21 protein-coding genes are annotated in these 24,290 nt (G+C 64.2%); 17 read left to right on the forward strand and 4 right to left on the reverse strand.

The window, feature by feature from the left end:
* The first annotated feature begins 20 nt into the window (after positions 1–20).
* From secF to OX460_RS27905, 5 genes are all read left to right on the forward strand, one after another.
* On the forward strand, positions 21–1,043 hold the full coding sequence (gene secF / locus OX460_RS27885) for a protein translocase subunit SecF (RefSeq protein ID WP_099666210.1): 1,023 nt from the start codon (positions 21–23) through the stop codon (positions 1,041–1,043).
* Positions 1,044–1,117: 74 nt separating this feature from the next.
* Positions 1,118–1,867 carry a hypothetical protein gene (locus tag OX460_RS27890; RefSeq protein WP_251351344.1) on the forward strand — a complete coding sequence of 250 codons (750 nt, stop codon included), beginning with the start codon at positions 1,118–1,120 and terminating at the stop codon, positions 1,865–1,867.
* A complete protein-coding gene (locus OX460_RS27895) occupies positions 1,864–2,565 on the forward strand; it encodes a YafY family protein (protein WP_251351343.1) in 702 nt (233 codons plus the stop codon). The genes OX460_RS27890 and OX460_RS27895 overlap by 4 nt, the downstream gene beginning before the upstream one ends.
* A 74-nt stretch (positions 2,566–2,639) precedes the next feature.
* Positions 2,640–3,266 (forward strand): glutathione S-transferase family protein, encoded by a 627-nt coding sequence (locus tag OX460_RS27900; protein WP_289900596.1) that lies wholly within the window; start codon positions 2,640–2,642, stop codon positions 3,264–3,266.
* A 196-nt stretch (positions 3,267–3,462) separates the two neighbouring features.
* Positions 3,463–3,627, forward strand: a complete 165-nt coding sequence (locus OX460_RS27905; RefSeq protein ID WP_289900597.1) for a hypothetical protein — start codon at positions 3,463–3,465, stop codon at positions 3,625–3,627.
* On the opposite strand, the gene OX460_RS27910 is transcribed toward OX460_RS27905, so the two are convergent.
* The 3 genes from OX460_RS27910 to OX460_RS27920 all read right to left on the reverse strand — a co-directional run bounded on the left by OX460_RS27910 (position 3,624) and on the right by OX460_RS27920 (position 5,528).
* Positions 3,624–4,472, reverse strand: coding sequence for an HDOD domain-containing protein (locus OX460_RS27910; protein ID WP_046684532.1), 849 nt, complete (start codon positions 4,470–4,472; stop codon positions 3,624–3,626). The two genes, OX460_RS27905 and OX460_RS27910, sit on opposite strands and share 4 nt — an antisense overlap.
* Positions 4,473–4,763: 291 nt before the next feature.
* A complete protein-coding gene (locus OX460_RS27915) occupies positions 4,764–5,048 on the reverse strand; it encodes a hypothetical protein (RefSeq protein WP_070220679.1) in 285 nt (94 codons plus the stop codon).
* A 45-nt stretch (positions 5,049–5,093) separates the two neighbouring features.
* A complete protein-coding gene (locus tag OX460_RS27920) occupies positions 5,094–5,528 on the reverse strand; it encodes a MarR family transcriptional regulator (RefSeq protein WP_289900598.1) in 435 nt (144 codons plus the stop codon).
* Positions 5,529–5,659: 131 nt separating this feature from the next.
* Here OX460_RS27920 and OX460_RS27925 point away from each other — a divergent pair, with 131 nt between their 5' ends.
* The 10 genes from OX460_RS27925 to OX460_RS27970 all read left to right on the forward strand — a co-directional run bounded on the left by OX460_RS27925 (position 5,660) and on the right by OX460_RS27970 (position 20,675).
* A complete protein-coding gene (locus OX460_RS27925; protein ID WP_289900599.1) occupies positions 5,660–6,604 on the forward strand; it encodes a helix-turn-helix domain-containing protein in 945 nt (314 codons plus the stop codon).
* A gap of 140 nt (positions 6,605–6,744) precedes the next feature.
* A complete protein-coding gene (gene astC / locus OX460_RS27930) occupies positions 6,745–7,986 on the forward strand; it encodes an acetylornithine/succinylornithine family transaminase (RefSeq protein WP_289900600.1) in 1,242 nt (413 codons plus the stop codon).
* Positions 7,987–8,080: 94 nt separating this feature from the next.
* Complete coding sequence (locus OX460_RS27935) at positions 8,081–9,112, forward strand: arginine N-succinyltransferase (protein WP_251351340.1); 1,032 nt, start codon at positions 8,081–8,083, stop codon at positions 9,110–9,112.
* A 13-nt stretch (positions 9,113–9,125) separates the two neighbouring features.
* On the forward strand, positions 9,126–10,178 hold the full coding sequence (gene astA, locus OX460_RS27940; protein ID WP_287777029.1) for an arginine N-succinyltransferase: 1,053 nt from the start codon (positions 9,126–9,128) through the stop codon (positions 10,176–10,178).
* Entirely contained in the window at positions 10,171–11,667 is a 1,497-nt protein-coding gene (gene astD, locus OX460_RS27945) for a succinylglutamate-semialdehyde dehydrogenase (RefSeq protein WP_289900601.1), read from the forward strand. Before astA ends, astD begins: the two co-directional genes overlap by 8 nt.
* Before the next feature lie 9 nt (positions 11,668–11,676).
* On the forward strand, positions 11,677–13,017 hold the full coding sequence (gene astB, locus OX460_RS27950) for an N-succinylarginine dihydrolase (RefSeq protein ID WP_289900602.1): 1,341 nt from the start codon (positions 11,677–11,679) through the stop codon (positions 13,015–13,017).
* Between the two features lie 153 nt (positions 13,018–13,170).
* The gene (locus OX460_RS27955) at positions 13,171–17,898 is read left to right on the forward strand and encodes an NAD-glutamate dehydrogenase domain-containing protein (RefSeq protein ID WP_289900603.1); all 4,728 of its coding nucleotides are present in this window, start codon (positions 13,171–13,173) and stop codon (positions 17,896–17,898) included.
* Positions 17,898–18,929 carry a succinylglutamate desuccinylase gene (locus OX460_RS27960; RefSeq protein ID WP_289900604.1) on the forward strand — a complete coding sequence of 344 codons (1,032 nt, stop codon included), beginning with the start codon at positions 17,898–17,900 and terminating at the stop codon, positions 18,927–18,929. Before OX460_RS27955 ends, OX460_RS27960 begins: the two co-directional genes overlap by 1 nt.
* Before the next feature lie 146 nt (positions 18,930–19,075).
* Positions 19,076–20,056, forward strand: coding sequence for a DUF2167 domain-containing protein (locus tag OX460_RS27965; RefSeq protein ID WP_289900605.1), 981 nt, complete (start codon positions 19,076–19,078; stop codon positions 20,054–20,056).
* A gap of 109 nt (positions 20,057–20,165) precedes the next feature.
* A complete protein-coding gene (locus OX460_RS27970; RefSeq protein WP_251351333.1) occupies positions 20,166–20,675 on the forward strand; it encodes a DUF1993 domain-containing protein in 510 nt (169 codons plus the stop codon).
* Here the strand turns inward: OX460_RS27970 and OX460_RS27975 are convergent.
* Positions 20,672–21,244 (reverse strand): glycine zipper 2TM domain-containing protein, encoded by a 573-nt coding sequence (locus OX460_RS27975; RefSeq protein ID WP_289900606.1) that lies wholly within the window; start codon positions 21,242–21,244, stop codon positions 20,672–20,674. The genes OX460_RS27970 and OX460_RS27975 overlap by 4 nt on opposite strands.
* Before the next feature lie 163 nt (positions 21,245–21,407).
* Here OX460_RS27975 and OX460_RS27980 point away from each other — a divergent pair, with 163 nt between their 5' ends.
* Positions 21,408–22,520 carry an NADH:flavin oxidoreductase/NADH oxidase gene (locus OX460_RS27980; protein WP_251351331.1) on the forward strand — a complete coding sequence of 371 codons (1,113 nt, stop codon included), beginning with the start codon at positions 21,408–21,410 and terminating at the stop codon, positions 22,518–22,520.
* A gap of 161 nt (positions 22,521–22,681) precedes the next feature.
* Positions 22,682–24,265, forward strand: coding sequence for an ATP-binding cassette domain-containing protein (locus OX460_RS27985; RefSeq protein ID WP_289900607.1), 1,584 nt, complete (start codon positions 22,682–22,684; stop codon positions 24,263–24,265).
* Positions 24,266–24,290 lie beyond the last annotated feature (25 nt).

The following is a 24,290-nucleotide window of genomic DNA, read 5'->3' on the forward strand; positions in this document are numbered from 1 at the left end:
AACAGAACTCAGAGGATTTCATGGAATTTTTCCGGATCAAAAAAGATATTCCCTTCATGCGCCATGCGTTGATTTTCAACGTCATTTCGGCCGTGACCTTCATTGCCGCCGTCTTCTTCTTGTTCCACAAGGGCTTGCACCTGTCCGTGGAATTCAAGGGCGGCACCCTGATGGAGGTCAAATACCCGAAAGCGGCCAACCTTGAAGGCATACGCGGCACCCTGATCGGCCTCGGCTATGAAGAGCCGGGCGTGACCAGCTTCGATACGGCGCGCGACGTGATGATACGCCTGCCGGTGGAAAAGGGCGTGACTGCCGCGAATACCTCGCAGCGCGTGTTTGAAACGCTGTGCAAGGCCGAGCAAGGCACGACCAAGGGTATCGATACGGTCACCGACAAGGGCGAGCACGTCATCAAGACCGCCTGCGTGGACCCTGCCGGCAACGAAGCGCTGGTGCTGCAGAAAGTCGAATTCGTCGGCCCGCAAGTGGGCGAGGAACTGACGCAGAACGGCTTGAACGCGCTGGTGATGGTTGTCGTGTTTGTGATGATCTACCTGGCCGTGCGCTTCGAATGGAAATACGCCGTGTCGGCGATTATCGCCAACTTGCATGACGTGGTCATCATCCTGGGCTTCTTTGCCTTCTTCCAGTGGGAATTCTCGCTGACGGTGCTGGCGGCCATCCTGGCGGTGCTCGGTTATTCCGTCAACGAATCGGTGGTGATCTTTGACCGTATCCGCGAAAACTTCCGCAAGCAGCGCAAGGCTTCCGTGCATGAAGTGATCGACAACGCGATCACCAGCACCATTTCGCGTACCATCATCACCCACGGTTCCACCCAGATGATGGTGCTGTCGATGCTGGTCTTCGGCGGCCAGACCCTGCACCACTTCGCGCTGGCGCTGACCATCGGTATCTGCTTCGGTATTTACTCCTCCGTGTTCGTCGCGGCCTCGATCGCCATGTGGCTGGGCGTCAAGCGCGAAGACTTGATCAAGCCGGTCAAGGAAAAAGACGAAACCGACGGCGCCGTGGTGTAAGCGCAGGGTTTTTTGCAGGTCGAATGAAGAACGATCACCGTTTGCGGTGGTCGTTTTTTTTATGGCGGATGACGATGAAGCGTTTTTTATGGGTAGGTTTGATGGCGGGCATGACGGCGCTGGCCGGCGCCGCCGATTTCAGCCGCACTGGCAGTGATAGCATCGCCATGCGCGGCCCGATCGCCGCGGGCGACGTGGCCAAGCTGCAAGGGTTGGCAGCGCCAGGCACCACGCTGTTGCGCGTCAATAGCGATGCAGGCGACCCGCAGGCGGCCATGCAACTGGGCCGCTATCTGCGCCAGCAGCAATGGCGTATCGCCATCGACACCGTCTGCGCGGGCAGCTGCGCCCTGTACGTCTTCCCGGCCGCGCGCCATATGCACATCCCCGCCGGCGCCGTGCTGGCGCTGCAGGAATCGGCGTTCCTGCGCGCGCAGGCCGGCCCGGAGCGCATGCGCCGCAGCCTGATCGAGGCGGGCGTGCCTGCCGATGCGCTTGACCGTGAAACGGCGGCGCTGGCGGCCCAATTGGCAGAGACGGCAGCGCTGGAAACGGCGTTTGCCGCGGAGCTGGGCATTGCGCCCGCCTTTTACCGCGATTTTCGGCAAGTGGCAGCGCAGGCCGAGAGCGTGCGCCAGCGCTTTCCCGACCAGGAGGCGGCCGTCTACTGGTGGCCAGCCGCCGCCCGGCTGCAGCGCTGCTACGGCATCGCCGGCGTGCAAGAGGGGACGCGCGCGGCGCGCCTGGCGTCCGACGGCTATCTGTACGTGCCGGCCCTGTCGGCCCTGGTCATGGGCGACCAGGTTTTGCAGGCCTGTCCATGAGCCGCAGCGGCCGCCTGTTCCTGCTGATGGACGCCATGCGCGCCAGGCGCGTGCCCGTCACGGCGGCCCAGCTGGCGCAGCAGCTGGGCGTTTCCGAGCGCACGATTTATCGCGATATCCAGACCCTGGCCGAATTGGGCGCCCCCCTGCAGGGCGAGGCCGGCATCGGTTATGTGCTGCGCCGTGGCGCCTTCTTGCCGCCGCTGATGTTTGGCGCCGATGAACTGGAAGCGCTGGTGCTGGGCGCGCGCTGGGTGCGCCGGCAGGGCGATGCCGGCCTGGCGCAGGCGGCCAGCAATGCCCTGGCCAAGATCGCGGCCGCCTCGCCGCGCGACTTGCGCGACAGCATGGCCGAGACCAGCTTGTGGGTGCCGCTGGGGCGCCCCGCCGATGGCACGCAGCCGGCCGACCGCTACGTGCAGCCCGTGCGCGAGGCCATCCGCTACGAACAGAAGCTCACCCTGGGCTACCAGGATGAGCATGGCAGCGCCACCTCGCGCACGGTGTGGCCGTTTGCCCTGGCGTTTTTCGAAGGCAAGCGCCTGCTGGCCGCGTGGTGCGAGCTGCGCGGCGATTACCGGCATTTCCGCATCGACCGCATCGCCAGCGTGCAGCAGCATGACGAACGCTATCCCACGCGGCGCCATGTGCTGCTGGATGCCTGGCGCAAGGCGCATGATATCGATCCTGAATCCTGATTTGCGCTCCTGACAAAAACTGTCAGTGCCTGGGCCTACGATGGTGGCTTCTTCACTCACCGGAGCCATCCATCATGCGCCTGTACCACCACCCCATGTCCTCGAATGCCCGCCGTGCCTTGATGACGGCGATCCACCTCGGCTTGCCTCTGGAACTGGCGGAAGTCGACCTGATGAATGCGGACGACCGCCGCCGCCTCGCCGAGCTGAACCCGAACGGCAAGGTGCCCGTGCTGGCCGATGGCGCTTTCCTGCTGTGGGAATCGTGCGCCATCATGCAATACCTGGCCGAGCAGATGCCGGGCCAGACGATTTATCCGCAGGCGCCGCAAGCCCGCGCCGACGTCAACCGGTGGCTGTTCTGGGCCGCGCAGCACTTCGCGCCCGCCATCAGCGTGCTGGCCTGGGAACGCGCCTGGAAGGGCATGACGGGCAATGGTCCGGCGGATCCGCTGGAGGAGGCGCGCGGCGAGCGCGATCTGCATGAATGCGCCGTGGTGCTGGACGCGCATCTGGCGGGACGCGGCTGGCTCAGCGGAGAAGATGTGACCCTGGCCGATTTCGCCGTGGCCGCGCCGCTCATGTACAGCGAGGCCGTGCGGCTGCCGCTGGCGCAGTACCAGCATATCCAGACGTGGTTTGCCCGCGTGCGGCAGCTGCGCGCCTGGCAGGAAACGGACGTGCAGCTATCGCCGGGATAATCTGCGCGCTAAGTGTGCCAGCGCACGGAGCTGGCGCGGCGCACGGCATAAGATAGGGCTGTCTCTTTCAGGACATCCCTAGCTTTGGACTTTACCCGCTTTCGAGCGGGTTTTTTTTGTCCGGTGTTTGAGGGTGGCTTGATAATTTGATACTTGCTGCACATATGGGGCCTCTCCCACTGCCAGCAGGTACGCCATGTTCATGCCACGCCATCCGAAACCCCTGTTGAGTACCAAGGCGGTTGCCACGCAAGTCGTCCAGCAAAAGCAGGGAATGAAGGCCATGGACAAGCATGTGCTGATCGTCGACACGGTCAAGCCGGCGGCACCGCCGCCAGCGGCCAGCAAGCCGGCAGGCTAGTGCACGAGCACCTTCAGCAGCGACTGCACTTCATCGTCCGATTCTTCCATGATGCTCGACAAGGTAGCATCGTCGCCGATCAGGCAATCGATGCTGCGCGCGGCGCGGGCGGCCCGTACGGCGATGGCGGCCGGGCTTTCGTTGAGGGGCGACGAGACGGGCGCCAGGTCATTCGCCAGCAGCAGGGTATCGCCCAGCGATTCGGGCGGGATGGCGCGCAAGCCTTCCCACAGCGCATCGATGGCGCCCATCACCGCTTCCGGCACCTTCAGTTTGGTCAGGACGCCATGGCCGATCGCTTGTTCGCCATGTTCGACCCAGTCCTCCGGTTCGCCGTCGAGGATGCCGGGGAATTCGGCCGCGCGCGACAGCAGATAAAAGCCGCCCACTTCATGCATGATGCCGGCAAACAGGGCCGTATCGGGGTCCACCTTGGTGACGCGGCGGGCCAGTACCTGCGACAGGGCCGCCACGTGGGCCGTATGCTCCCACAACTGGTTGGCCTTCGCTTGCAGCACGGGATCAGTGATGGTGCTGCCCAGCTGGCGCACGATCAGCGATGCCACCACCGACTGCAGGGTACGCACGCCGAGCCGTTGCACGGCGTTGCGCACGCTGGTGATTTCATTGCCGGAACGGTTGAACGCCACGGAATTGGCGATGGCCACCGTGCGCGCGGCCAGCAGCGGGTCAGCCTGCACCAGCTTGGCAGCGGCCTCGATATGGCAGTCGGGATCGGCCAGCGCCTCTTGCAGCTTGAGCGAAGCGTCCACATTGGCAGGAAAGGTCAGCTCGCCACGAGCGGCTTGTGCGGCGATGCTTTTAAAGGCGTCGAGTCTGTTCATTGAAAAAATTATACTCCCAATATTTCCGTACGGAACTTTTTAACCGTGATCTTTTCGCAAACAGCTTGGCAAAAGGCAAGCAAATGCCCCGGAAGCGAAAAAAGGCATGCCCCTGTATCGGTGGCATGCCTTTTTTCTAACGACAGCGTTCGTCACGGCGCTGGACAGGACCATCGCGAGCGGATGGGATTTGTGGCCGAGAAGCGCAACCGTACTTTAGTACGGGGGCGCCGAGCCGGTGAGCATCGCCGGCCGCAAAGCGCACCGCGCAGCAGGTCCTGTTCAGTGCTACTACAGAGCTTCGCTGAAGATGGCGTCACAGCCTTCAACCAGCTCGTCGCTGTCTTCCAGTTCATCCGTCAGGCCCAGGTCGAACAATTCCTCGACGGCGTTCATGAAGCTGTTGTGCTTGGTGGCGCCGATCAGGCGGTAGATTTCGCCGTCTTCGTTGCGCACGCCGATGATCAGTTTTTCCTGGCGCACCAGTTCCGGCGTGCTGGCGTTGAGCAGCAGGTTGCCGATGATGTGTTTATCGAAATGAGCGGGCTTTTTGCCTTCGAGCAGTGTGGTTTTCAACTTGGTTTCCTTTGTCTTGTTTGAATGTCTATGCTTGGTGTATGGTCAGCCGTGGCCGTTGGCGATGGCGTGCTTCAAGCCCGCCAGGGTGGTTTCCAACCGCATGAAATCGTCTTCGGTATAGCCGTCGAACAGGCGCTGCCCCTGTTTTGTCAGTTTGGGGAACACGTCATGGAACACGTGTTCGCCCTCGCAGCTCAGGCGCACGTAATAGGAACGCTTGTCGCGTGGACAACGTTCACGGATCACCAGCCCCTTTTGTTCCAGCCGGTCCACCACGCCCGTCAAGGTACCCTTGGTGATCAGGGTTTTCTGGCCCAGTTCCTTGTAGGACATGCCACAGGTGTTGCCGAGCGTGGCGAGGATGTCGAATTGCGCATGCGTCAAGCCGTACTGGCGCACGAAGTCGCCAGAAAACCGCTCGAAGCCTTGCATGCATTCGGCCAGCAGCCGGATACTTTTTAAATATCGTTCACCCATGGGGGGGATTATATCCTTCCGCCCCGCTTTTTTCCGCCGCGCCAGGATGTGCCCTTGCATGAGGGGCTCGATGGGGCGGAAGTCCGGTATCATGTGGGCAACTCAGCCCTTGCCCCTGGCCCGCCTCGCCGATGTCCTTCGCTAATCTTTCCCGTATCGGCCTCGACAAACCGCTGCGTTTGCTGCTGGTCCATGCCGGCGATGCCGAGTCGATTACCTGGGCAGGCCTGGTGCAGCCGCTGCGCCTGTGCGCGCGGGCGCTGGGACCGGAAGCCCTGCAGCTGGACGTGCGCACGCCGGAACAGGTGGCCGCGCAGGGCGGCAACTGGCATATCGCACTGCTGGTGGCCGATGAAACGGAGGCGCCGCTGCACGTCGAGCTGTGCCGGGCCGTGATCGAACGCTGTCGCTCGGCGCCATTCTGGGGCGGCGTGGGCGCTGCCGTGCTGTGGCTGGCCGACGCGGGCGTCATGGATGGCGTGCGCATCGCCTTGCCCTGGGCCTTGTATGCCGATGCGGAAGCGAAGGCCGAACGGGCCATCCTGACGCCGCACCTGTTCGACATCGACGGTCCGCACGTTACCTGCTGCGGCGGCGCGGCCAGCATCGACTTTTCGCTGACCCTGATCGAGACCATCTTTGGCGCCGACGTGCAGGCGCTCGTCAAGGAAGCGTTGTGCGTGGACAAGGTACGCGGCAAGGAAGAGCGCCAGCGCGTGGCCCTGCAGGCGCGCTTCGGCGTGCTGCAGCCGAAATTGTCCGAAGCGGTGACCTTGATGGAAGCCAATATCGAGGAGCCGCTGTCGACCGATGACATCGCCAGCCTGGTGGGCCTGTCGCGGCGCCAGCTCGAGCGGCTGTTCAAGCAATACCTGGGCAGCCTGCCGTCGCGCTACTACCTGGAACTGCGCCTGCAACGTTCCAGGCAACTATTGCTTGATACACATTATTCCATCGTGCAAGTGGGCCTGATGTGCGGCTTTTCCTCCGGCTCGCACTTTTCCACGGCGTTTGGCACCCTGTTTGGCAATACCCCGCGCGAAGAGCGGCAGCGCAAGCTGATGCCCCCAGCTTGATCAAGGCAAGTCCGGCTGTGATGAATTGTGAAAATCCTTGTCGCAGATTCAAAAGAGTTTTAGCATCCCGCTTTTTATAATGCAGTACACACGTAGCTGTCGTAGCTGCGGAGTACCTAACATATTGATGGGGAAATGCTATGAATGCCAAGCTTGATTCGACCGTAACGGCTCGTCCAGTCACCCGGGAAACCTTTGACCAGGTCCTCGTTCCTACCTACGCCCCTGCTGCCATGGTGCCCGTGCGCGGTTCCGGCCTGGATCTGTGGGACCAGTCAGGCAAGCATTACCTCGATTTCACCTCCGGCATCGCCGTCAACAGCCTGGGTCATTGCCATCCGGCCCTGGTCGACGTGCTGACCAAGCAAATCAATAATTTGTGGCATTTGGGCAACGGCTACACCAACGAGCCTGTCCTGCGCCTGGCGCTGGCCCTGACGGAAGCGACCTTCGCCGACCGCGCCTTCTTCTGCAACTCGGGCGCGGAAGCCAACGAAGCGGCCCTGAAACTGGCGCGTAAGTATGCGCACACCAAGTTTGGCGCGCACAAGTCGCGCATCATCTCGTGCTTCAGCTCCTTCCACGGCCGCACCCTGTTTACGGTCTCCGTCGGCGGCCAGGCCAAGTACACGGAAGGCTTCGAGCCGCTGCCGCCGTCGATCGACCACATCGCCTACAACGACATCGAAGCGGCGCGCGCCGCCATCGGCGATGACGTGTGCGCCGTGATCGTCGAGCCGGTACAAGGCGAAGGCGGCGTGGTGCCAGGCAATCCGGAATTCCTCAAGGAGCTGCGCGCCCTGTGCGACAAGACGGACGCCCTGCTGATTTTCGACGAAGTCCAGAGCGGCATGGGCCGCACTGGCGCGTTGTTCGCCTACATGGGCTACGGCGTCACGCCGGACATCCTGACGGCCGCCAAGGCGCTGGGCAACGGCTACCCGATTGGCGCCATGCTGACCACGAATGAACTGGCGCAAACCCTGGCCGTCGGCACCCACGGCACCACTTACGGCGGCAACCCGCTGGCCGCCACCGTGGCCCTGACCGTGCTGGAAACGATCAACACGCCGGCGTTCCTGGCGCGCGTGAAAGAAGCGAGCGTCAACACCATCGCCATGCTGCAAGGCTTGATCACGGATTACCCGCAAGTGTTCTCCGTCGTGCGCGGCAGCGGTTTGCTGCTGGGCCTGGTAGTTACCGATGCCTTCAAGGGCCGCGCGAAAGACATCCAGAAAGCAGCCGAAGCGCAAGGCTTGATGGTGCTGATCGCCGGCATGGACGTGGTGCGCCTGGCGCCGGCCCTGATCGTCTCGGACGAACAGATTGCCGAAGCGGGCCGCTTGCTGCGCGTGGCCATCGACGGCATGCTGAAAGCCTGAGGCTAGCCTCGCTCCCTGTTTGATCACCGGCCCGCCGCTTTGCTGCGGGCCGGCTTGGTTCTACCCTGGCATTGTCTGCACTGAAGGAGTATCCATGTATGTTGTCCGTCCGGTAGAAATTGCGGATATCGCAGCCCTCGAAGCGCTGGCCGCGGTAACCATGCCGGGTGTCCATACCCTGCCGAAGACGCGCGAAAAAATCGCCGCCTCCGTCGAGCGCTCCATCGCCTCGTTTGCCGCCCATGTCGACATCCCCAGCGAAGAGTCGTATCTCTTCGTGCTTGAATCCCTGCTCGACAAGAGCATCGCCGGCACGGCCGCCATCTTCGCCTCGGCCGGCTCGAACGGTACCTATTTTTCCTTTCGCAACGACGTCATCCAGCAAGTCTCGCGCGACCTGAACATCAGTCACAGCGTGCATGCGCTGACCCTGTGTTCGGAGCTGACGGCGTACTCGCAGCTGTCCGGCTTCTATGTGCGCAACATGGAGCAGGCGGGCCTGGAGGCGGCCTTGCTGTCGCGCGCGCGGCTGCTGTTCGCCGTGCTGGCACCGCACCGTTTCGGCGATCGTTTCTTCGTGCCGCTGGCCGGCATCACGGACGCCAACGGCCAGTCGCCGTTCTGGGATGCGCTGGGCCGCAAGTTCTTCCAGATGGATTTCCTCGATGCGGAGAAAGTCATCGGCGGCGCGCGCAACCGCACCCTGATCGTCGAACTGATGCCGCATTACCCCGTGTACGTGCCGCTCTTGCCCGGCGACGCGCAGGCGGCCATGGGCCAGATCCACCCGAGCGGCGAACTGGCGTTCAATCTGCTGACGGAAGAAGGTTTCGAAGCCGACGACTACATCGACATCTTCGATGGCGGCCCGATCCTGCAGGCGCACAAGAATTCGCTGCGCTCGTTTACGGGCTCGCTCACGCGCCGTGTCGTCGCAGGCGTCACGCCCAGCCGCACGGGCCTGAAAGTGCATTACGCGATCGCTTCGGGCGCGGAGCGCAACTTCCGCGCCGTCACCTTCACCTGCGATGCGCTCGAAGGGCAGGACACCGTCGGCTTGCCGGCCGAGCTGCTCGAGGCGCTGGCCGTGGCCGAAGGCGACAGCGTCATCTGCGTACGCATCTAACCGAGAGAACATTATGCTAGTAGTACGCGCCATCAACGCTTCTGACCTGGATGCCCTGTACGGCCTGGCCAGCCAGGTCGGCACCGGCATGACCACCCTCAAGCCGGACATGAAAATGCTGGGCGACCGCCTGGCCATCGCCTGCGCCTCGTTTGCCGAAACGATCCCGCCCGAAAAGCGCGACTACATGTTCGTCATGGAGGATACCGACACGGGCCGTCTGGCCGGCGTGTGCGCCATCAAGGGCGCCGTGGGCCTGGACGAACCGTTCTACAACTACCGTATCGGCACGCTCGTGCATTCGAGCCGCGAGCTCGATGTGTTTACGCGAATGGAAACGCTGTACCTGTCGAACGACCTGACGGGCAGCACGGAACTGTGCTCGCTGTTCCTGCACCCCGATTACCGCAGCGGCAACAACGGCAAGCTGCTGTCGAAAAGCCGTTTTCTGTTCATCGCCCAGTTCCCGCACCTGTTCACGGAAAAGCTGATCGCGGAAATGCGCGGCTACCAGGCGCCGGATGGCAGCTCGCCGTTCTACGAGGGCCTGGGCCGCCACTTCTTCAAGATGGATTTCCACCACGTCGACGACCTGACGAGCCTGGGAAAAAAATCGTTCATCGCCGAATTGATGCCGCGCCAGCCCATGTACGTGGCCTACCTGCCCGACGAGGCGCAGGAAGTCATCGGCAAGGTGCATCTGAGCACGGCGCCCGCGCGCCGCCTGCTGGAGCAGGAAGGCTTGCACTTCGAAGGCTATGTCGACATTTTCGACGCCGGTCCCGTGCTGCAGGCGCGCGTCTCCGAGCTGCGCGCCATGCGCGACAGCATGCCGGCCGTGCTCGACGCCGAGGCGGCACCGGAAGCCTGTGGCGACCTTGCCCAGGCCGAGCCTTACCTGGTGTCGAACACCGACCTGAAAGATTTCCGCATGATCGTCACCAGCGCCAATCCGCACAGCGGCAAGATCGCGCTCGATGACGATGAATTGCATTTGCTGCGTAGCCGCAATGGCGACACCGTGCGCACCTTGTCACTCAACCCGAGGAAGCATCCCCATGTCTAAATCGTCCGACCTTCATTCATCTACCGCAGCATCGAACTTCATCAACGGCGCCTGGCTGCCAGGCACGGGCCGCGAACTGGTCACCATCGACCCGTCGAACGGCAAGCAGACCTGGGCCAGCCTGGAAGCGACGGAAAACGAAGTGGAGCAGGCTTGCCAGGCCGCCCGCGCCGCCTTTGAAGCATGGGCCGATACGCCCGTCGAAGAACGCATCGCCATCTGCGTGCGCTTCCGCGAGCTGCTGAAGGAGCACGCCGAAGCGCTGGCGCTGCTGATCTCGGAAGAAGTGGGCAAACCGCTGTGGGAATCGCGCACGGAAGTGGCCACCATGGCCAACAAGATCGATATCTCGGTGCAGTCGTACAACGCGCGCACGGGCATCACGCAAAGCAAGATCGCCGACGGCGACGCCGTGCTGCGCCACCGTCCGCATGGCGTGTTCGGTGTCTTCGGCCCGTACAATTTCCCCGGCCACCTGCCGAACGGGCACATCGTGCCGGCCCTGATCGCCGGTAACACCATCGTCTTCAAGCCCAGCGAATATGCGCCGCGCACGGCCGTCAAAACCGTGCAGCTGTGGCAGCAGGCGGGCTTGCCGGATGGCGTCGTCAACCTCGTCAACGGCGGGCGCGATACGGGCGTGGCCCTGGGTGCCAATACGCACCTTGACGGCGTGCTGTTTACGGGTTCCTGCCAGACGGGCATCAGCCTGCACCGCCAGTTCGGCGGCCAGCCGGGCAAGATGCTGGCGCTGGAAATGGGCGGCAACAACGCCCTCGTCGTGTGGGACGTGAAGGACGTGGACGCGGCGGTGCATCACGCGATTTTCTCCGCCTTTGTCTCCGCCGGCCAGCGCTGCACCTGCGCGCGCCGCCTGGTGGTGCAGGACAACGCTGCCGGTGCCGCGTTTGTCACGCGCCTGGTGGAAGTGGCCGCGAAACTGGGCATCGGCGCGTCCGACGCCCAGCCGCAGCCCTTCATGGGTCCAGTGGTGTCCAGTGCCGTGGCCGCGCGCCTGGTGCAGGCGCAGGCGGATATGGTCGCCAGGGGCGGCACCACCTTGCTGCAGATGCGCCAGCTCAATCCGCAGGCGGGCTTTGTCACGGCCGGTATCGTCGACGTTACCGCTGCTACCGGCATCCCTGACGAAGAGTGGTTTGGTCCCCTGCTGCAAGTGATCCGCGTGGCCGATTTCGATGCGGCCCTGAAGGTGGCCAACGCCACCGAATTCGGCCTGGCCGCGGCGCTCTTGTCCGACGACCCGGCCCTGTGGCAAACTTTTCAAACGCGCGCTCGCGCCGGCATCATCAACTGGAACCGTCCGACGACGGGAGCGGCCAGCACAGCGCCGTTCGGCGGCATCGGCAAGTCGGGCAACCACCGTCCGAGCGCCTATTACGCGGCCGATTACTGCGCCTACCCGGTCGCTTCGATCGAGAACAGCGCGCTGGAAATGCCAGCCAAGCTGTCGCCCGGCCTGAATTTTTAAGGAAATCCCATGCACAGCACGCGCGAATACAACTTTGACGGCCTGGTCGGGCCATCGCATAACTATGCCGGATTATCGTTCGGCAACGTGGCCTCGTTCAGCAATGTGAAAAGCGCTTCGAATCCGAAGCAGGCCGCCTTGCAGGGCCTGGCCAAGATGCGCGCCCTGGCCGCGCGCGGCTTTGCGCAAGCCTTGCTGCCGCCGCAGGACCGGCCGAATTTCCGCCTGCTGCGCTCCATCGGTTTCACGGGGACGGACGCCGAAGTGCTGGCGCGCGCCTACAAGGAGTCGCCCGTCATCCTGGCTTGCGCATATTCCGCCTCGCCCATGTGGACGGCGAATGCCGCCACGGTCAGTCCGTCGGCCGACACGCAGGATGGCCGCGTGCATTTCACGGCCGCCAACCTGAATAACAAGCTGCACCGCGCCTTCGAGCACGCGCAGTCGGCGCGCAGCCTGCGCGCCATTTTCAGCGACGACAGGCACTTCGCCGTGCACGAGGCGCTGCCCTCGACGCCGGCCTTTGGCGACGAGGGTGCGGCCAACCACACGCGCCTGGGCGCAAGCCACGGCGCGCCATCGGTTGAACTGTTCGTGTATGGTCGCGTGGAGTTCGACCCTTCCGCGCCATCGCCGAAGCGCTACCCGGCGCGCCAGACCCTGGAAGCGTCGCAAGCCGTGGTGCGCCTGCATGGCCTGGATGCGAAGCGCACCGTGTACGTGCAGCAGAATCCTGACGTGATCGACCAGGGCGTGTTCCATAACGACGTCATCGCCGTCGGCAATGGCAATGTGCTGTTCTATCACGAGCAGGCGTTTGCCGATGAAGAGGCAAGCCTGTCGCAGCTGCACCGCGCCGTCGCCGCCACGGGGGCCGATTTGCAGGCGCTGCGCGTGGACACGGGTCAGGTGCCGATCGCGGACGCCGTCAGCAGCTACCTGTTCAACAGCCAGCTATTGACGAAAGAGGGCGGCAAGATGGCGCTGGTGATACCGCAGGAGTGCCAGGAAAACTGCGCCGTGTCGCGCTACCTGGACGGCCTGGTGGCCAGCGGTGGAGCCATCGATGAACTGATACATTTCGATCTGCGCCAGAGCATGCGCAACGGCGGCGGGCCCGCCTGCCTGCGTTTGCGCGTGGCCCTGACGGAAACCGAGGCGCGCGCCATGCACCAGGGCGTGATCATGACGGAAACGCTGTACCATCGGCTGGTGCAGTGGGTGGAAAAACACTACCGCGACCATCTGGAGCCGGGCGACCTGGCCGATCCGCAACTGGCGCTGGAAGTGCATGCGGCGCTTGAAGAATTGACGATCATCCTCAACTTACCGGGATTGTACGACTTGTAGGCGATAGAAAATACACAGAAAAAATCCGAGACAGACTATCCGTAGCACAGACAGAATTGGACGGGCGACCCCCGTCTCTTGACACCGCTGCCGCCCAGCCACAAGCCCGAACGACAGCGTTGGACATTCACATTACCGTAATGGAGATGCAAGATGAATCACACGCCACAAGATTTGCGTACACAAACGCTGGAGTTGATTAACGCGGCTGGCAAGGCAGGCAAGGCGGCAGCGCCTGTCGTGCAACTGGTGCAGGCATGGCTCGACTCGCTCGACGCCGAAGACCTGGCCGACATCGCGCCGGACAGTCTGGCGCCCGTGCTGGTCGACGGCTTCACGCAAGCGGCCAAACGTACCGGCAATGGCTGCCAGATCGCCACCCTGCGCTATGCGGATGGCCGTGGCGGCATGGCGAGCGCCTTGCTGATCCTGAACGAAGACATGCCCTATCTGGTCGACTCCATCGTCATGGCCATGCGTCGCCAGCACCTGGCCGTGCGCGGCGTGATGAACACCGTGCTGCCCGTGCGCCGCGCCGCCGACGGCAGCGTGGAAGCGGTGCGCCAGCCGGGCGACCCGCTCGAATCGTATGTGCTGGTGCTGCTCGACGAAGAGCTGGCGCCGGACGCCCTGGCCGCGCTGGTCGCCGCCCTGGAGACGGTCGCGCGTGACGCCGCGGTGGTGCGCCGCGATAGCGCCGCCATGAGCGAGCGCCTGGCCGCTGTCGCCACGACTGCCGCCCAGCATGGCGAAGAAGGCGCGGAAGTGGCCGCCTTCCTGGAGTGGGCCCGCAGCGGCGGCTTTGAAGTGTTCGGCTACGCCTATTACCGCGTCAAGCCGGGCGTGCGCGAACTCGAACGCGACATTCCTAGCCGCGTCGGCGTGCTGCAGGATACGGCGCACCCCGTGTACGGCACCTGCCTGGCAAATATCCCGGGCGACTTCGACACCTTGGCCAAGCGCGACTCGGCGCTGTCCATCGTCAAGGCCGACGTGGCGGGTACTTTGCACCGCGACCAGCAGCTGGACTTCATCGGCGTGCGCGACATGGATGCGCAAGGCGCGATCCTGGGCGAGCATTGCTTCGTCGGCCTGTTCACCCGCGCCGGCAATTCCACCCCGCTGGCGGCGCTGCCATTTGCGCGCGGTCGCGTGGCCAAGGTACTGAGCCTGGCCGGCGTGCGCCAGCAAGGCTTCCGTGCCGAGAAATTCCGCGAAATCCTCGAATCGCTGCCGCGCACGGAAGCGCTGGAAGCGGACCTCGATTGGCTGGCGCAAGTGTGCGGCGCCGTCGTCTCGCTGTACAAGCAGCCGCGCACCAAGGTCTTCGCGCGCCGCGACGTGTATGCGCGCCACCTGAACGTGCTGGTCTATCTGCCGCGCGAGCGCTACAGCGCCAGCGTGGCATCGAGCCTGGCAAAGGCCCTGCAAGCCAGTTCCGGCGCCACGCATGTGAGCACGCAGACCCTGGTGGCCGACGGCCCGCTGGCGCGCGTCTACCTGATCGCCCACGCCGCGCGCTACCCGCTGGATCTGGAAACGGACATCGAACAGCCGCTCCTGAGCGTGCTCGATGGCTGGCATAACGGTTTTGCCGCCGTGGCCGACGCCGTGCCCGACGTGGCCCTGCGCACCAGCCTGCGTAAACTCTGCGCTACTTTGCCGCTCGATTACGTGGCCGCCACCGCGCCGGCCATCGCCTTCCGCGACCTCGACACCATCCTGCGCAATACCGACCCGGCGCACGTGGCCGTGCGCATCGAGACCGGTGCCGTTACCACCATTCGTTTGTACTCGGCCAACAAGGTGCCGCCGCTGTCGACCATCCTGCCGGCTCTGCACAATGCGGGCGTGGCGATCGACCGCGAACAGGCGTATTCGGTTTCGCTGTCCGACGGCACGCGCTATTTCGTCACCAGCCTGACGGTCGATGCCGCCAGCGCGGCGAAACTGGCGCAGCCATCCGTCGTCGCTGTGGCGCAGGAATTGTTTGCCGCCCTGTTCAACGACACGGCCGAAGATGGCCGCCTGAACGGCCTGGTCATCGAAGGCGGCTTGTCGACGCGTGAAGTGCAACTGGTGCGCGCCTACACCAGCTACTGGCGCCAGACGGGCAGCCGCTTCTCGGTGCGCTACATTGCCGAAAGCCTGCGCAAGCAGCCGGCCCAGGTCAAAGCCCTGGTCGACGCTTTCCTGCAGCGCTTCGATCCTGCGCTGTCCGACGCGCAGCATGCGGCCGCCCTGGAGGCCATCGCTATCATCAAGGCCGGCCTGCCCTCCGTGAACCATGCGGACACCGAGGAAATCCTCGGCGCGCTGGCCGACTTGATCAGCGCCACGCTGCGCACCAGCTACTTCCAGAACAATCAAGCCGGCGACAAGATCATCTTCAAGTTCGACACCAGCAGCCTGGCGCTGGTGCCGGAACCGCGTCCTTACCGCGAGATTTTCGTCTTCTCGCGCCGTTTCGAAGGCGTGCACCTGCGCGGCGGCCCGGTCGCCCGTGGCGGCTTGCGCTGGTCCGACCGCATGGAAGACTACCGCACCGAAGTGCTGGGCCTGGTCAAGGCGCAGATGGTGAAGAATGCCGTCATCGTGCCGGCCGGCGCGAAGGGCGGTTTTGTCTGCAAGATGATGCCGAAGGACGCCGTGCGCGAAACCATCGCGGCCGAAGGCGAAGCCGTCTACCGCCTGTTCATTTCCAGCCTGCTGGAAGTGACGGACAACCGCTCGCTTGGCAATATCGTGCCGCCGGTCGATACCGTGTGCTTCGACGAAGCCGACCCGTATCTGGTGGTGGCCGCCGACAAGGGCACGGCCACGTTCTCGGACATCGCCAACGGCATCGCCGTGCAGCGCGGTTTCTGGCTCGGCGACGCGTTCGCTTCGGGCGGCTCGAACGGCTACGACCACAAGAAGCTGGGCATCACGGCCAAGGGCGCATTCGAAGCCGTGAAGCGCCACTTCTATGAAATGGACCACGACCTGAACACCACCCCGATCACCATGGTCGGCGTGGGCGACATGTCGGGCGACGTGTTTGGCAATGGCGTGCTGCTGTCGCGCCAGCTGAAACTGGTGGCCGCGTTCGACCACCGTCACATTTTCCTCGACCCGACACCGGACGTCGCCGTCTCGTTCGATGAACGCGCGCGCCTGTTCGCCTTGCCGCGCTCCTCGTGGGACGACTACAACAAGGACTTGATCTCGGCAGGCGGCGGCGTGTATCCGCGCTCCGCCCGCACGATCGAACTGTCGCCGCAAATCCGCGCCGCACTCGATATCGCCGAAACCTCGCTGCCGCCGGAAGAACTGATGCACCGCATCCTGAAGTCGCCCGTGGACCTGTTCTACAACGGCGGCATCGGTACCTACATCAAGGCTTCCACCGAGACGCACGCACAGGTGAAGGACCGCGCGAATGACCATATCCGCGTCAGCGGCAATGAGCTGCGCGTGAAAGTCGTGGCCGAAGGCGGCAACCTGGGTGCGACGCAGGCCGGCCGCATCGAATTCGCGCTGGCGGGCGGACGCATCTTTACCGATGCGATCGACAACTCGGCCGGCGTGGATTGCTCGGACCATGAAGTGAACGTGAAAATCTGGCTGGACGTGGAAGTCAATGCGGGCAAGCTGACGGAAGCCGACCGCAATCGCGAGCTGTATGCGATGACGGACGACGTCGAGCGCCTGGTCTTGCGCGACAACACGCAGCAGACGCATTTGCTGGTGCGCGAATTGCAGGCGCAAAGCGAAAGCGCCGTACAGGATGGCTATGCCGCCCTGATTGCCAGCCTGGAAGAAGAGGGCGCCCTGTCGCGCGAACTGGAGCAATTGCCGTCGGTGGCCGAACTGGCACGCCGCAAGGCCGACGGTCGTGGCTTGACCACGCCGGAACTGGCCGTGGTGATCGCCAACGTGAAGAACCGCTTCAAGCGCATCCTCTCAAGCCTGCCGTTGACCGGTGAAACCTGGGCCGAGCCGGTCCTGAAGCCTTACTTCCCGTCCTTGCTGGTGGAAACCCGTTCGGCGCTCGACCACCCGCTGGCCAACGCCATCCTGGCGACCGTGCTGGCCAATGAAGTGATCAACCGCTGCGGTCCGCTGATGATCCGCAACCTGGCGGCGGAACACGGCGTGGACGAATCGACCGTGATCCTGGCCTGGGGCCAGGCATGGGTGGCGCTGAACCTGGCGCCCGTGTTCGACGCGCTCGATGCGGACGCGCTGACGATCCCACGCGACGTGTCGATCAAGGTCGATGCGCAAACGCGCGTGCTGCAGCAGACGATGATCGCCGGCGTGCTGTCGGTGCCTGCCGAACAGTTGCGCGGCGCCGGCCTGGCCGAACTCACGCGCCTGTTTGGCGCGGAATCGAAGCGCGACCTGCTGAAAGCCGTCGGCATCAAGTCGGAAGCCGCACTGGTGCCGGGCTTGACGCCGGCCTTCGTGCAGGCGTGGGATGCGGTCGATGCGCTGGAAGTCGTCGCCGGCTTCCTGTTCCCGGCCCTGTCCGTGCCGCGTCCTGCCTCGATGGACCTGGCGGCCTTCCTGCAAGTGGGCCTGGCCCTGCGCAGCCAGGCGGGTATCGGCACGCTGGAGCGTGGCTTGAAGCTGGCCGCGCAAGGCAAGTCGCAGGAACAGTTGCGCAACTACGCGCAGCAAGCGCTGCGCCGCACGCAACAGCGTCTGCTGACGCAGGTGCTGGCGCGCGCAGAGCAAGGCAATGCAGGCCAGGCTGTCGATGCGGTGACGGGCGCGCTGGGCCTGTCGGCCTATGTGGCGGCGACGGAACTGGAGCAAGCCATGCTGGACGTGTGGACCTTGTCGGAAGCCGTGAATAAAATCACGGCGAAACCCACAGCGGAAGCGGCGGTGTAATGACGCAAGCAGTAACGCAGGTAGTAACCCAGGTAGTAGTGGGCGCTGGCGGCTTGCCGCCAGCCGTGCAGGCGCTGGCGCAGGCCGATTTCAGCGGCGTGGCGCAGCTGTTCGCCAACGCCGGTTTCACGGTGGCCTTGCCGGCGCCCGGCATGCTGCAAGTCGTCAAGCCGCAGGCCGATGCGGGACGCGCCAGCGTGGCCGTCTCGGTGGGCGTGCATGGCGACGAAACGGGGCCGATCGAAGTGCTGGCGCATCTGCTCGACGCCCTGTCGCGCGATGCGTCGGCGCTGGCCGTCGATTTGCTCGTTTGCGTGGGCAATGTCGATGCGATCCGGGCCGGCAAGCGTTTCATCGACGCCGACCTGAATCGCATGTTCCGCCCCGTGCGGGGGAGTTTGGCGCAAGCGGCGGAAAGCGCGCGCGCCGATGAAATGATCGCTGCGACAGCAGCGTTCTTTGACGCGGCGGGCCCCGTGCGCTGGCACCTGGACTTGCACACGGCCATCCGGCCTTCCGTGTACCCCACGTTTGCCATCGTGCCCGACCTGGTGGCCGACGACGCCAAGGCACAGCTGATCGACTGGCTGGGCCAGGCGGCCATCGGCGCCATCATCATGAACCCGCAGTCGGCCGGCACCTACAGTTATTACTCGGCCGAGCATTTCGGCGCGGCTGCCAGCACGGTGGAGCTGGGCCGCGTGGGTACCCTGGGGCAGAACGATTTGTCCCTGTTCGACGATGTGTCGCGGGCGCTCGATGGCTTGCTGCGCGGCTTGCCTGCGCAGCCCGTCAAGGCGCAACCGCACGTGTTCAAGGTGGCGCAGGAAATCATCAAGCACAGCGATGAATTCCGCATGGCGTTTGATCGCAGTACGCAGAATTTCACCTCCCTGCCGCAGCACGCCGTGATCGCCAGCGATGGCGACCATGTCTACACGGTGCAGCATGCGGAAGAGCTGGTGGTGTTTCCGAACCCGGACGTGCGCGTGGGCTTGCGCGCGGGCTTGATGGTGGTGCGTACTTCCTGATCTTTCAGTCATGCATAGCATCAGGCGCCAGCCGGGGAAACCCGCCTGGCGCTTTTTTGCCAAAAAGATGCCGCACAGAAATAATTATCCATTAAGCAACCAATTGGTTTAAAATATTTTCCCTTTTGCAATTTATTGGACCGTTCATGTTGAAACGCCTGCTGACAGCCCTGCTGTGCCTGACCCTCTCGGGCCTGACGGCTGCCGCCCCTGCCGATGAGAAGGCTTCTGTGCCGGAAATGACGGCCGAGCAATTCCTCGCCCAGTTGCACCTGCAGCGCGGCAAGATCACCTTGCCGGGCGGCATCGCCACCCTGGATTTGCCCGCCAACTTCCGTTATCTGTCGCCGACGGACGCCGAGCGCGTGCTGGTCGATGCCTGGGGCAATCCACCGGGCATGGTATCGCTGGGCATGATCGTGCCCGCCAAGACCAGCGTGCTCGAGCGCGACAGCTGGGGTGTCATCGTCACGTATGAAAAGGAAGGGCATATCAAGGATGACGATGCGGACAGCATCAAGTACGACGAATTGCTCAAGGATATGCAGGCGTCCGTGCTGGAAAACAATGCGGAGCGCAAGAAGCAGGGCTATCCCGGCATCCATTTGATGGGCTGGGCGGAAAAACCCAGCTATGCCAAGGATACGCACAAGCTGTACTGGGCCAAGGACTTGATGGTCGATGGCGGCGAACACTCGCTCAACTACAACGTGCGCGTGTTGGGCCGCGAAGGCGTGTTGAACCTGAACGCGATCGCCAGCATGCAGCAGATCGAGGCGATCAAGAAAGAGATGCAGCAAGTGACGGCGTTCACGGAATTTACCGAGGGTAACCGCTACACGGATTTTGACAGCAAGACGGACAAGGTGGCCGAATATGGCCTGGCGGCGCTGGTGGCGGGCGGCGTGGCCAGCAAGCTGGGCCTGTTTGGCAAACTGCTGGCGCTGTTGCTGGCCTTCAAGAAAGTGCTGATCCTGGCCGTGGTGGGCGGCGGTGCGGCCATCGTCAAATTTTTCGGCGGCAAGCGCAAGGAGAAGCCGGCGCCGCAGCCGCAGCCAGTACCGCAGCCGGAAGCGGCGGAACAGCCCGGCCATGCGTCGGATGGCAAGGTAAACCTGGACAAGTAATAGCAACTGGGCCGCTCGGTGCGCTGGCGCACAGGAGTGGCGTTGCGCGCGCTGCCGGAAGACGGCGCCTCGGGTACACTGGCTCATCGTTCATTCTCAGGAGTCCGCCATGTCCGTGTCCATGTATCAGGCAACCATTCCCGTCTTCATCCGCGGCTTGCGGGTCGTTTCGGCCTTGCTGGAAAAGGCGCAAGCCCATGTGGAGGAAGATGGCATCGTGCCCGAGATTTTACTGGGCGCGCAGCTGGCGCCCGACATGCTGGATCTGACGGCGCAGGTGCAGCGCGCCAGCGACACGTCGAAGATGTCGGTCGAGCGCCTGAGCGGCGTGCCGGCGCCGAAGTTCGAGGATAACGAAGCGTCATTCGAGCAGCTGCAGGAGCGCATCGCCAACACCATCGCCTACATCGACAGCGTGAATGCGGGCCAGATGGCGGGCAGTGCGCAGAAGGAAGTGGTGCTGAACTGGACCGACGAGGGCAGGAAATTCTCGGGCGACAATTACCTGCTCAGCTTTGCTTTGCCGAATTTTTATTTCCACGTCTCCATGGTCCACGCCATCCTGAGAAACAATGGCGTGGCCGTGGGCAAGCTCGATTATCTGGGACCGTACGATTAACGCTGTGGCTGCTGCTGAACCTGATTCTGCACCGCGTTGCCCAGCATGCCGCCGCCGATCACGCCGGCCACCGTCGCCAGCGCCTTGCCGCGGCCGCCACCGACCTGATTGCCGATCAAGCCGCCGATGACGGCTCCCGTGCCGATGCCCACGTAGTTCGGTTGTGCCGGCGCCGGTGCAGGCACTGGCTGCGGCTGGCGTACGGGTTCGCGGTAAGCCGTGTCGCGGTAGCCATCATTGTTATCGTTGTAGGCAGGACGCGCCTGCGCCACTTGCGTGTGGTGCACGATGCGCTTGTGCACGACGGGCGCCGGGGCTGGTGCCGGGGCGGCTTGCGCCACGACAGGCGCGGCGAGCGGGGCCGCCACAGGCGCTGCCAGGGCAGCGGCGCTGGCCGGCGTCATGGCGGCCACGTCGGCAGGGATGGCTGGCGTGGCAGGCACGTTCGCCCGCGAATTGGGCAGGATGCCGGCGATGGACGCCGCGCCCACCAGGCACAGGACGGTCACGGAAATGGCGGCGCCGGCCATCAAGGGGTGGATGCGGCTGGCGGTAGTCGTCGTGTTCATGTGTTCTCCTGGGGGGCAAGGTGTTGCGCTGTTGTTGATGTGTCCAGATTAACGGTCGCGCCGGCCCAAGGCTAGCCCTTGCGCTGTATCAAACGTAAGCAGGTGTAAGCCGCACTTTCCAAAGCACAGTAGAATCGGTGCATTCCCTTTTCCGGAGTCCGCCATGAGCCAGTTATTCACGCCATATGCACTGGGGCCGCTGCTCGTGGCCAACCGTATCGCCATCGCGCCCATGTGCCAGTACTCGGCCGACAACGGCAACGCCACCGACTGGCACATGATCCACCTGGGCCACCTGGCCCTGTCCGGGGCGGGCTTGCTGATGACGGAAGCGACGGCCGTCTCGCCCGAGGGACGCATCTCGGCCGAAGACCTGGGCCTGTGGTCGGACGCGAACCAGGCGGCGCTGGCCAACGTGGTGCAGGCGATCCGCCGCCACGCGCCGATTCCACTGGTGGTGCAGCTGGGCCACGCGGGACGCAAGGCGTCGAGCCGCGCGCCCTGGCAGGGCGGCGCCTGCGTGCACCTGGCCGAGGGCGGCTGGCAAACGGTGGCGCCGTCCGCCATCGCCCATGCACCCGGCGAAACCGTGCCCATCGCCCTCGATGAGATGGGTTTGTTGCAGATCAAGGGCGCGTTTGTCGCGGCCGCCCAGCGCGTGCATGCGCTCGGCATCGAAGGCATCGAACTGCATGCGGCGCACGGTTATCTGCTGCACCAGTTCCTCTCGCCCCTGTCCAATCACCGTACCGACGTGTATGGCGGCAGCCTGGAAAACCGCATGCGCTTTCCGCTGGAAGTATATGAAGCCGTGCGCGCCGCCGTGCCCGACAGCGTGGCCGTGGGCGTGCGCCTTTCCGCCACCGACTGGGTCGATGGCGGCTGGGAAATCGAACAAAGCGTGCGCTTCGCGCAGGAACTCAAGCAACTGGGCGCCGACTTCATCCACGTCTCCAGCGGTGGCATTTCGCCGCAGCAGCAAATTCCCGTGAGTCCCGGCTACCAGGTGGCGTTTGCCGAGCGCATCAAGCGCGACAGCGGCTTGCCCACCATCAGCGTGGGCTTGATCACGGAAGCGCAGCAGGCGGAAGACATCGTTGCGCAAGGTCAATCCGACATGGTGGCGCTGGCGCGCGCCATCCTGTTCGACCCGCGCTGGCCCTGGCATGCGGCGGCCCAGCTGGGCGCGCAAGTGCAGGCGCCACCGCAGTACTGGCGCTCGCAGCCGCGCGAGTACAAGCACCTGTTCGGCGACACGACCCTGGGGCAGCGCTAACAGGCTTGCTCTGCTACACTGACGCATCTTCCCCATTTCTCCAGGACACTTCGACATGCGCCATTGATACTGCCGTGCTGTGCACGGCCTCGCCCTTCCCGCCACAGCGCCTTTGCGCCGCGCGGGTTCGCCAGCCCTGTCTGCACGTACAAGGAGTATCCATGCCCGCATTACTACAACTCGACCGTCTTTCCTTTGTGCTGCCCGATGGCCGCACCCTGTTTTCCGATTTGCAATTCGCGTTTGCCCCGCAACGTATCGGCCTCGTCGGCGATAACGGCGTGGGCAAGAGCGTGCTGGCGCGCCTGCTGGCATGCCAGGCGCAGCCGTCTTCTGGCGCCGTGCGCTGTGACGGCGCCGTGCATTACGTGGCGCAGGAACTCGATCCGCAGCGCTATCCCACCGTGGCGGCCCTCGCCGGCGTGAGCAGCTTGCTGGCGGCGCTGGCGCGCATCGCCGAAGGCAGCATCGACGAGGCCGACTACACCCTGGTGGGAGACCGCTGGGATGCCCACGTGCGCTTGCGCCAGGCGCTCGACGCGCTCGATTTGCGCCATGTCGATGCCGACACGCCGACGGCTGGCCTGAGCGGTGGCGAGCGCCAGCGCATCGCCCTGCAAGGCGCCTGGCTGTCGCAGGCGGACTGGCTGGTCCTCGATGAGCCGAGCAACCACCTTGATGTCCATCAACGTGCCCGCCTGGTGGCGCAGATGGCGCGCTGGCCAGGCGGCTTGCTGCTGATCAGCCATGACCGCGGCTTGCTGCAGCACGTCGATGAAATTGTCGAGCTGTCGCCGCAGGGCTTGCGCAGCTATGGCGGCAATTACGCCATGTTTGCGCAGCAGCGCGCGCTGGAGCAGGCTGGCTACGCCGCCGCCCTGCAAGCGGAAAAGGCCGGCGCCAGGCGTGAACAGCGCGAGGCGCAGCAGCAGGCCGAACGCCAGCAGAAACGGGTGACGCGCGGTGAGCGCGAGGGCCGCGAAGGCAATCAAAGCAAGCTGCTGCTGGACGCAAAAAAGGAGAAAAGCCAGGATAGCCAGGGCAGGCTGCGCGTGCGTGCGCAAGAGGCGCAGCAGGCGCGCCAGCAAAGGGTGATGGACGCCAGCGCCCGCTGCGCGCCCGAGGCCGAACGGCTGCTGCTGGCGCCCGGGAGTGGCGTGCCGAACGGGAAACTGATCCTGGAGCTGCGCGAATTGGTCTTGCCGCATGGCCAGACGCACGCCATCAACCTGGTGCTGAGCGGCCCGCGCCGCGTGGCCGTGACGGGAGGCAATGGCAGCGGCAAGTCGACCCTGCTGCGCGTGATCGCGGGACAGCTGGCGCCCGCCAGCGGCGCGCTGCGCTGCCATGCGCAGGTGGCCTGGCTGGACCAGCATGCTGGGCTGCAAGACGGCGAGTGGAGCGCCGTGCAACGCTTGCAGGAACGCAACAGCCTTGTGCCGGAAGGCGAGTTGCGCACGCGGCTGGCGCTGCTGGGCATTGCCGGCGCGCGCGCTACCATGCCCAGCCGTTTGCTGAGCGGGGGCGAACGCATGAAGGTGGCGCTGGCGGCCGAACTGTATGCGCAGACGCCGCCGCAATTGCTGCTGTTAGATGAACCCGACAATCATCTGGACCTGGCCAGCCTGCAGGCGCTCGAGCAGATGCTGCTGCAATATCAGGGGACGTTACTTGTGGTTTCGCATGACCAGGCATTTCTGCAGGCGATAAACCTTGACCCGGAGGGCTTGACATTGCACAAGTGACAATTGAATGAAAAAATACACGCTC

Source organism: Janthinobacterium sp. SUN033 (genome assembly GCF_030397595.1).
GTDB classification, from domain to species: Bacteria; Pseudomonadota; Gammaproteobacteria; order Burkholderiales; family Burkholderiaceae_D; genus Janthinobacterium; species Janthinobacterium kumbetense.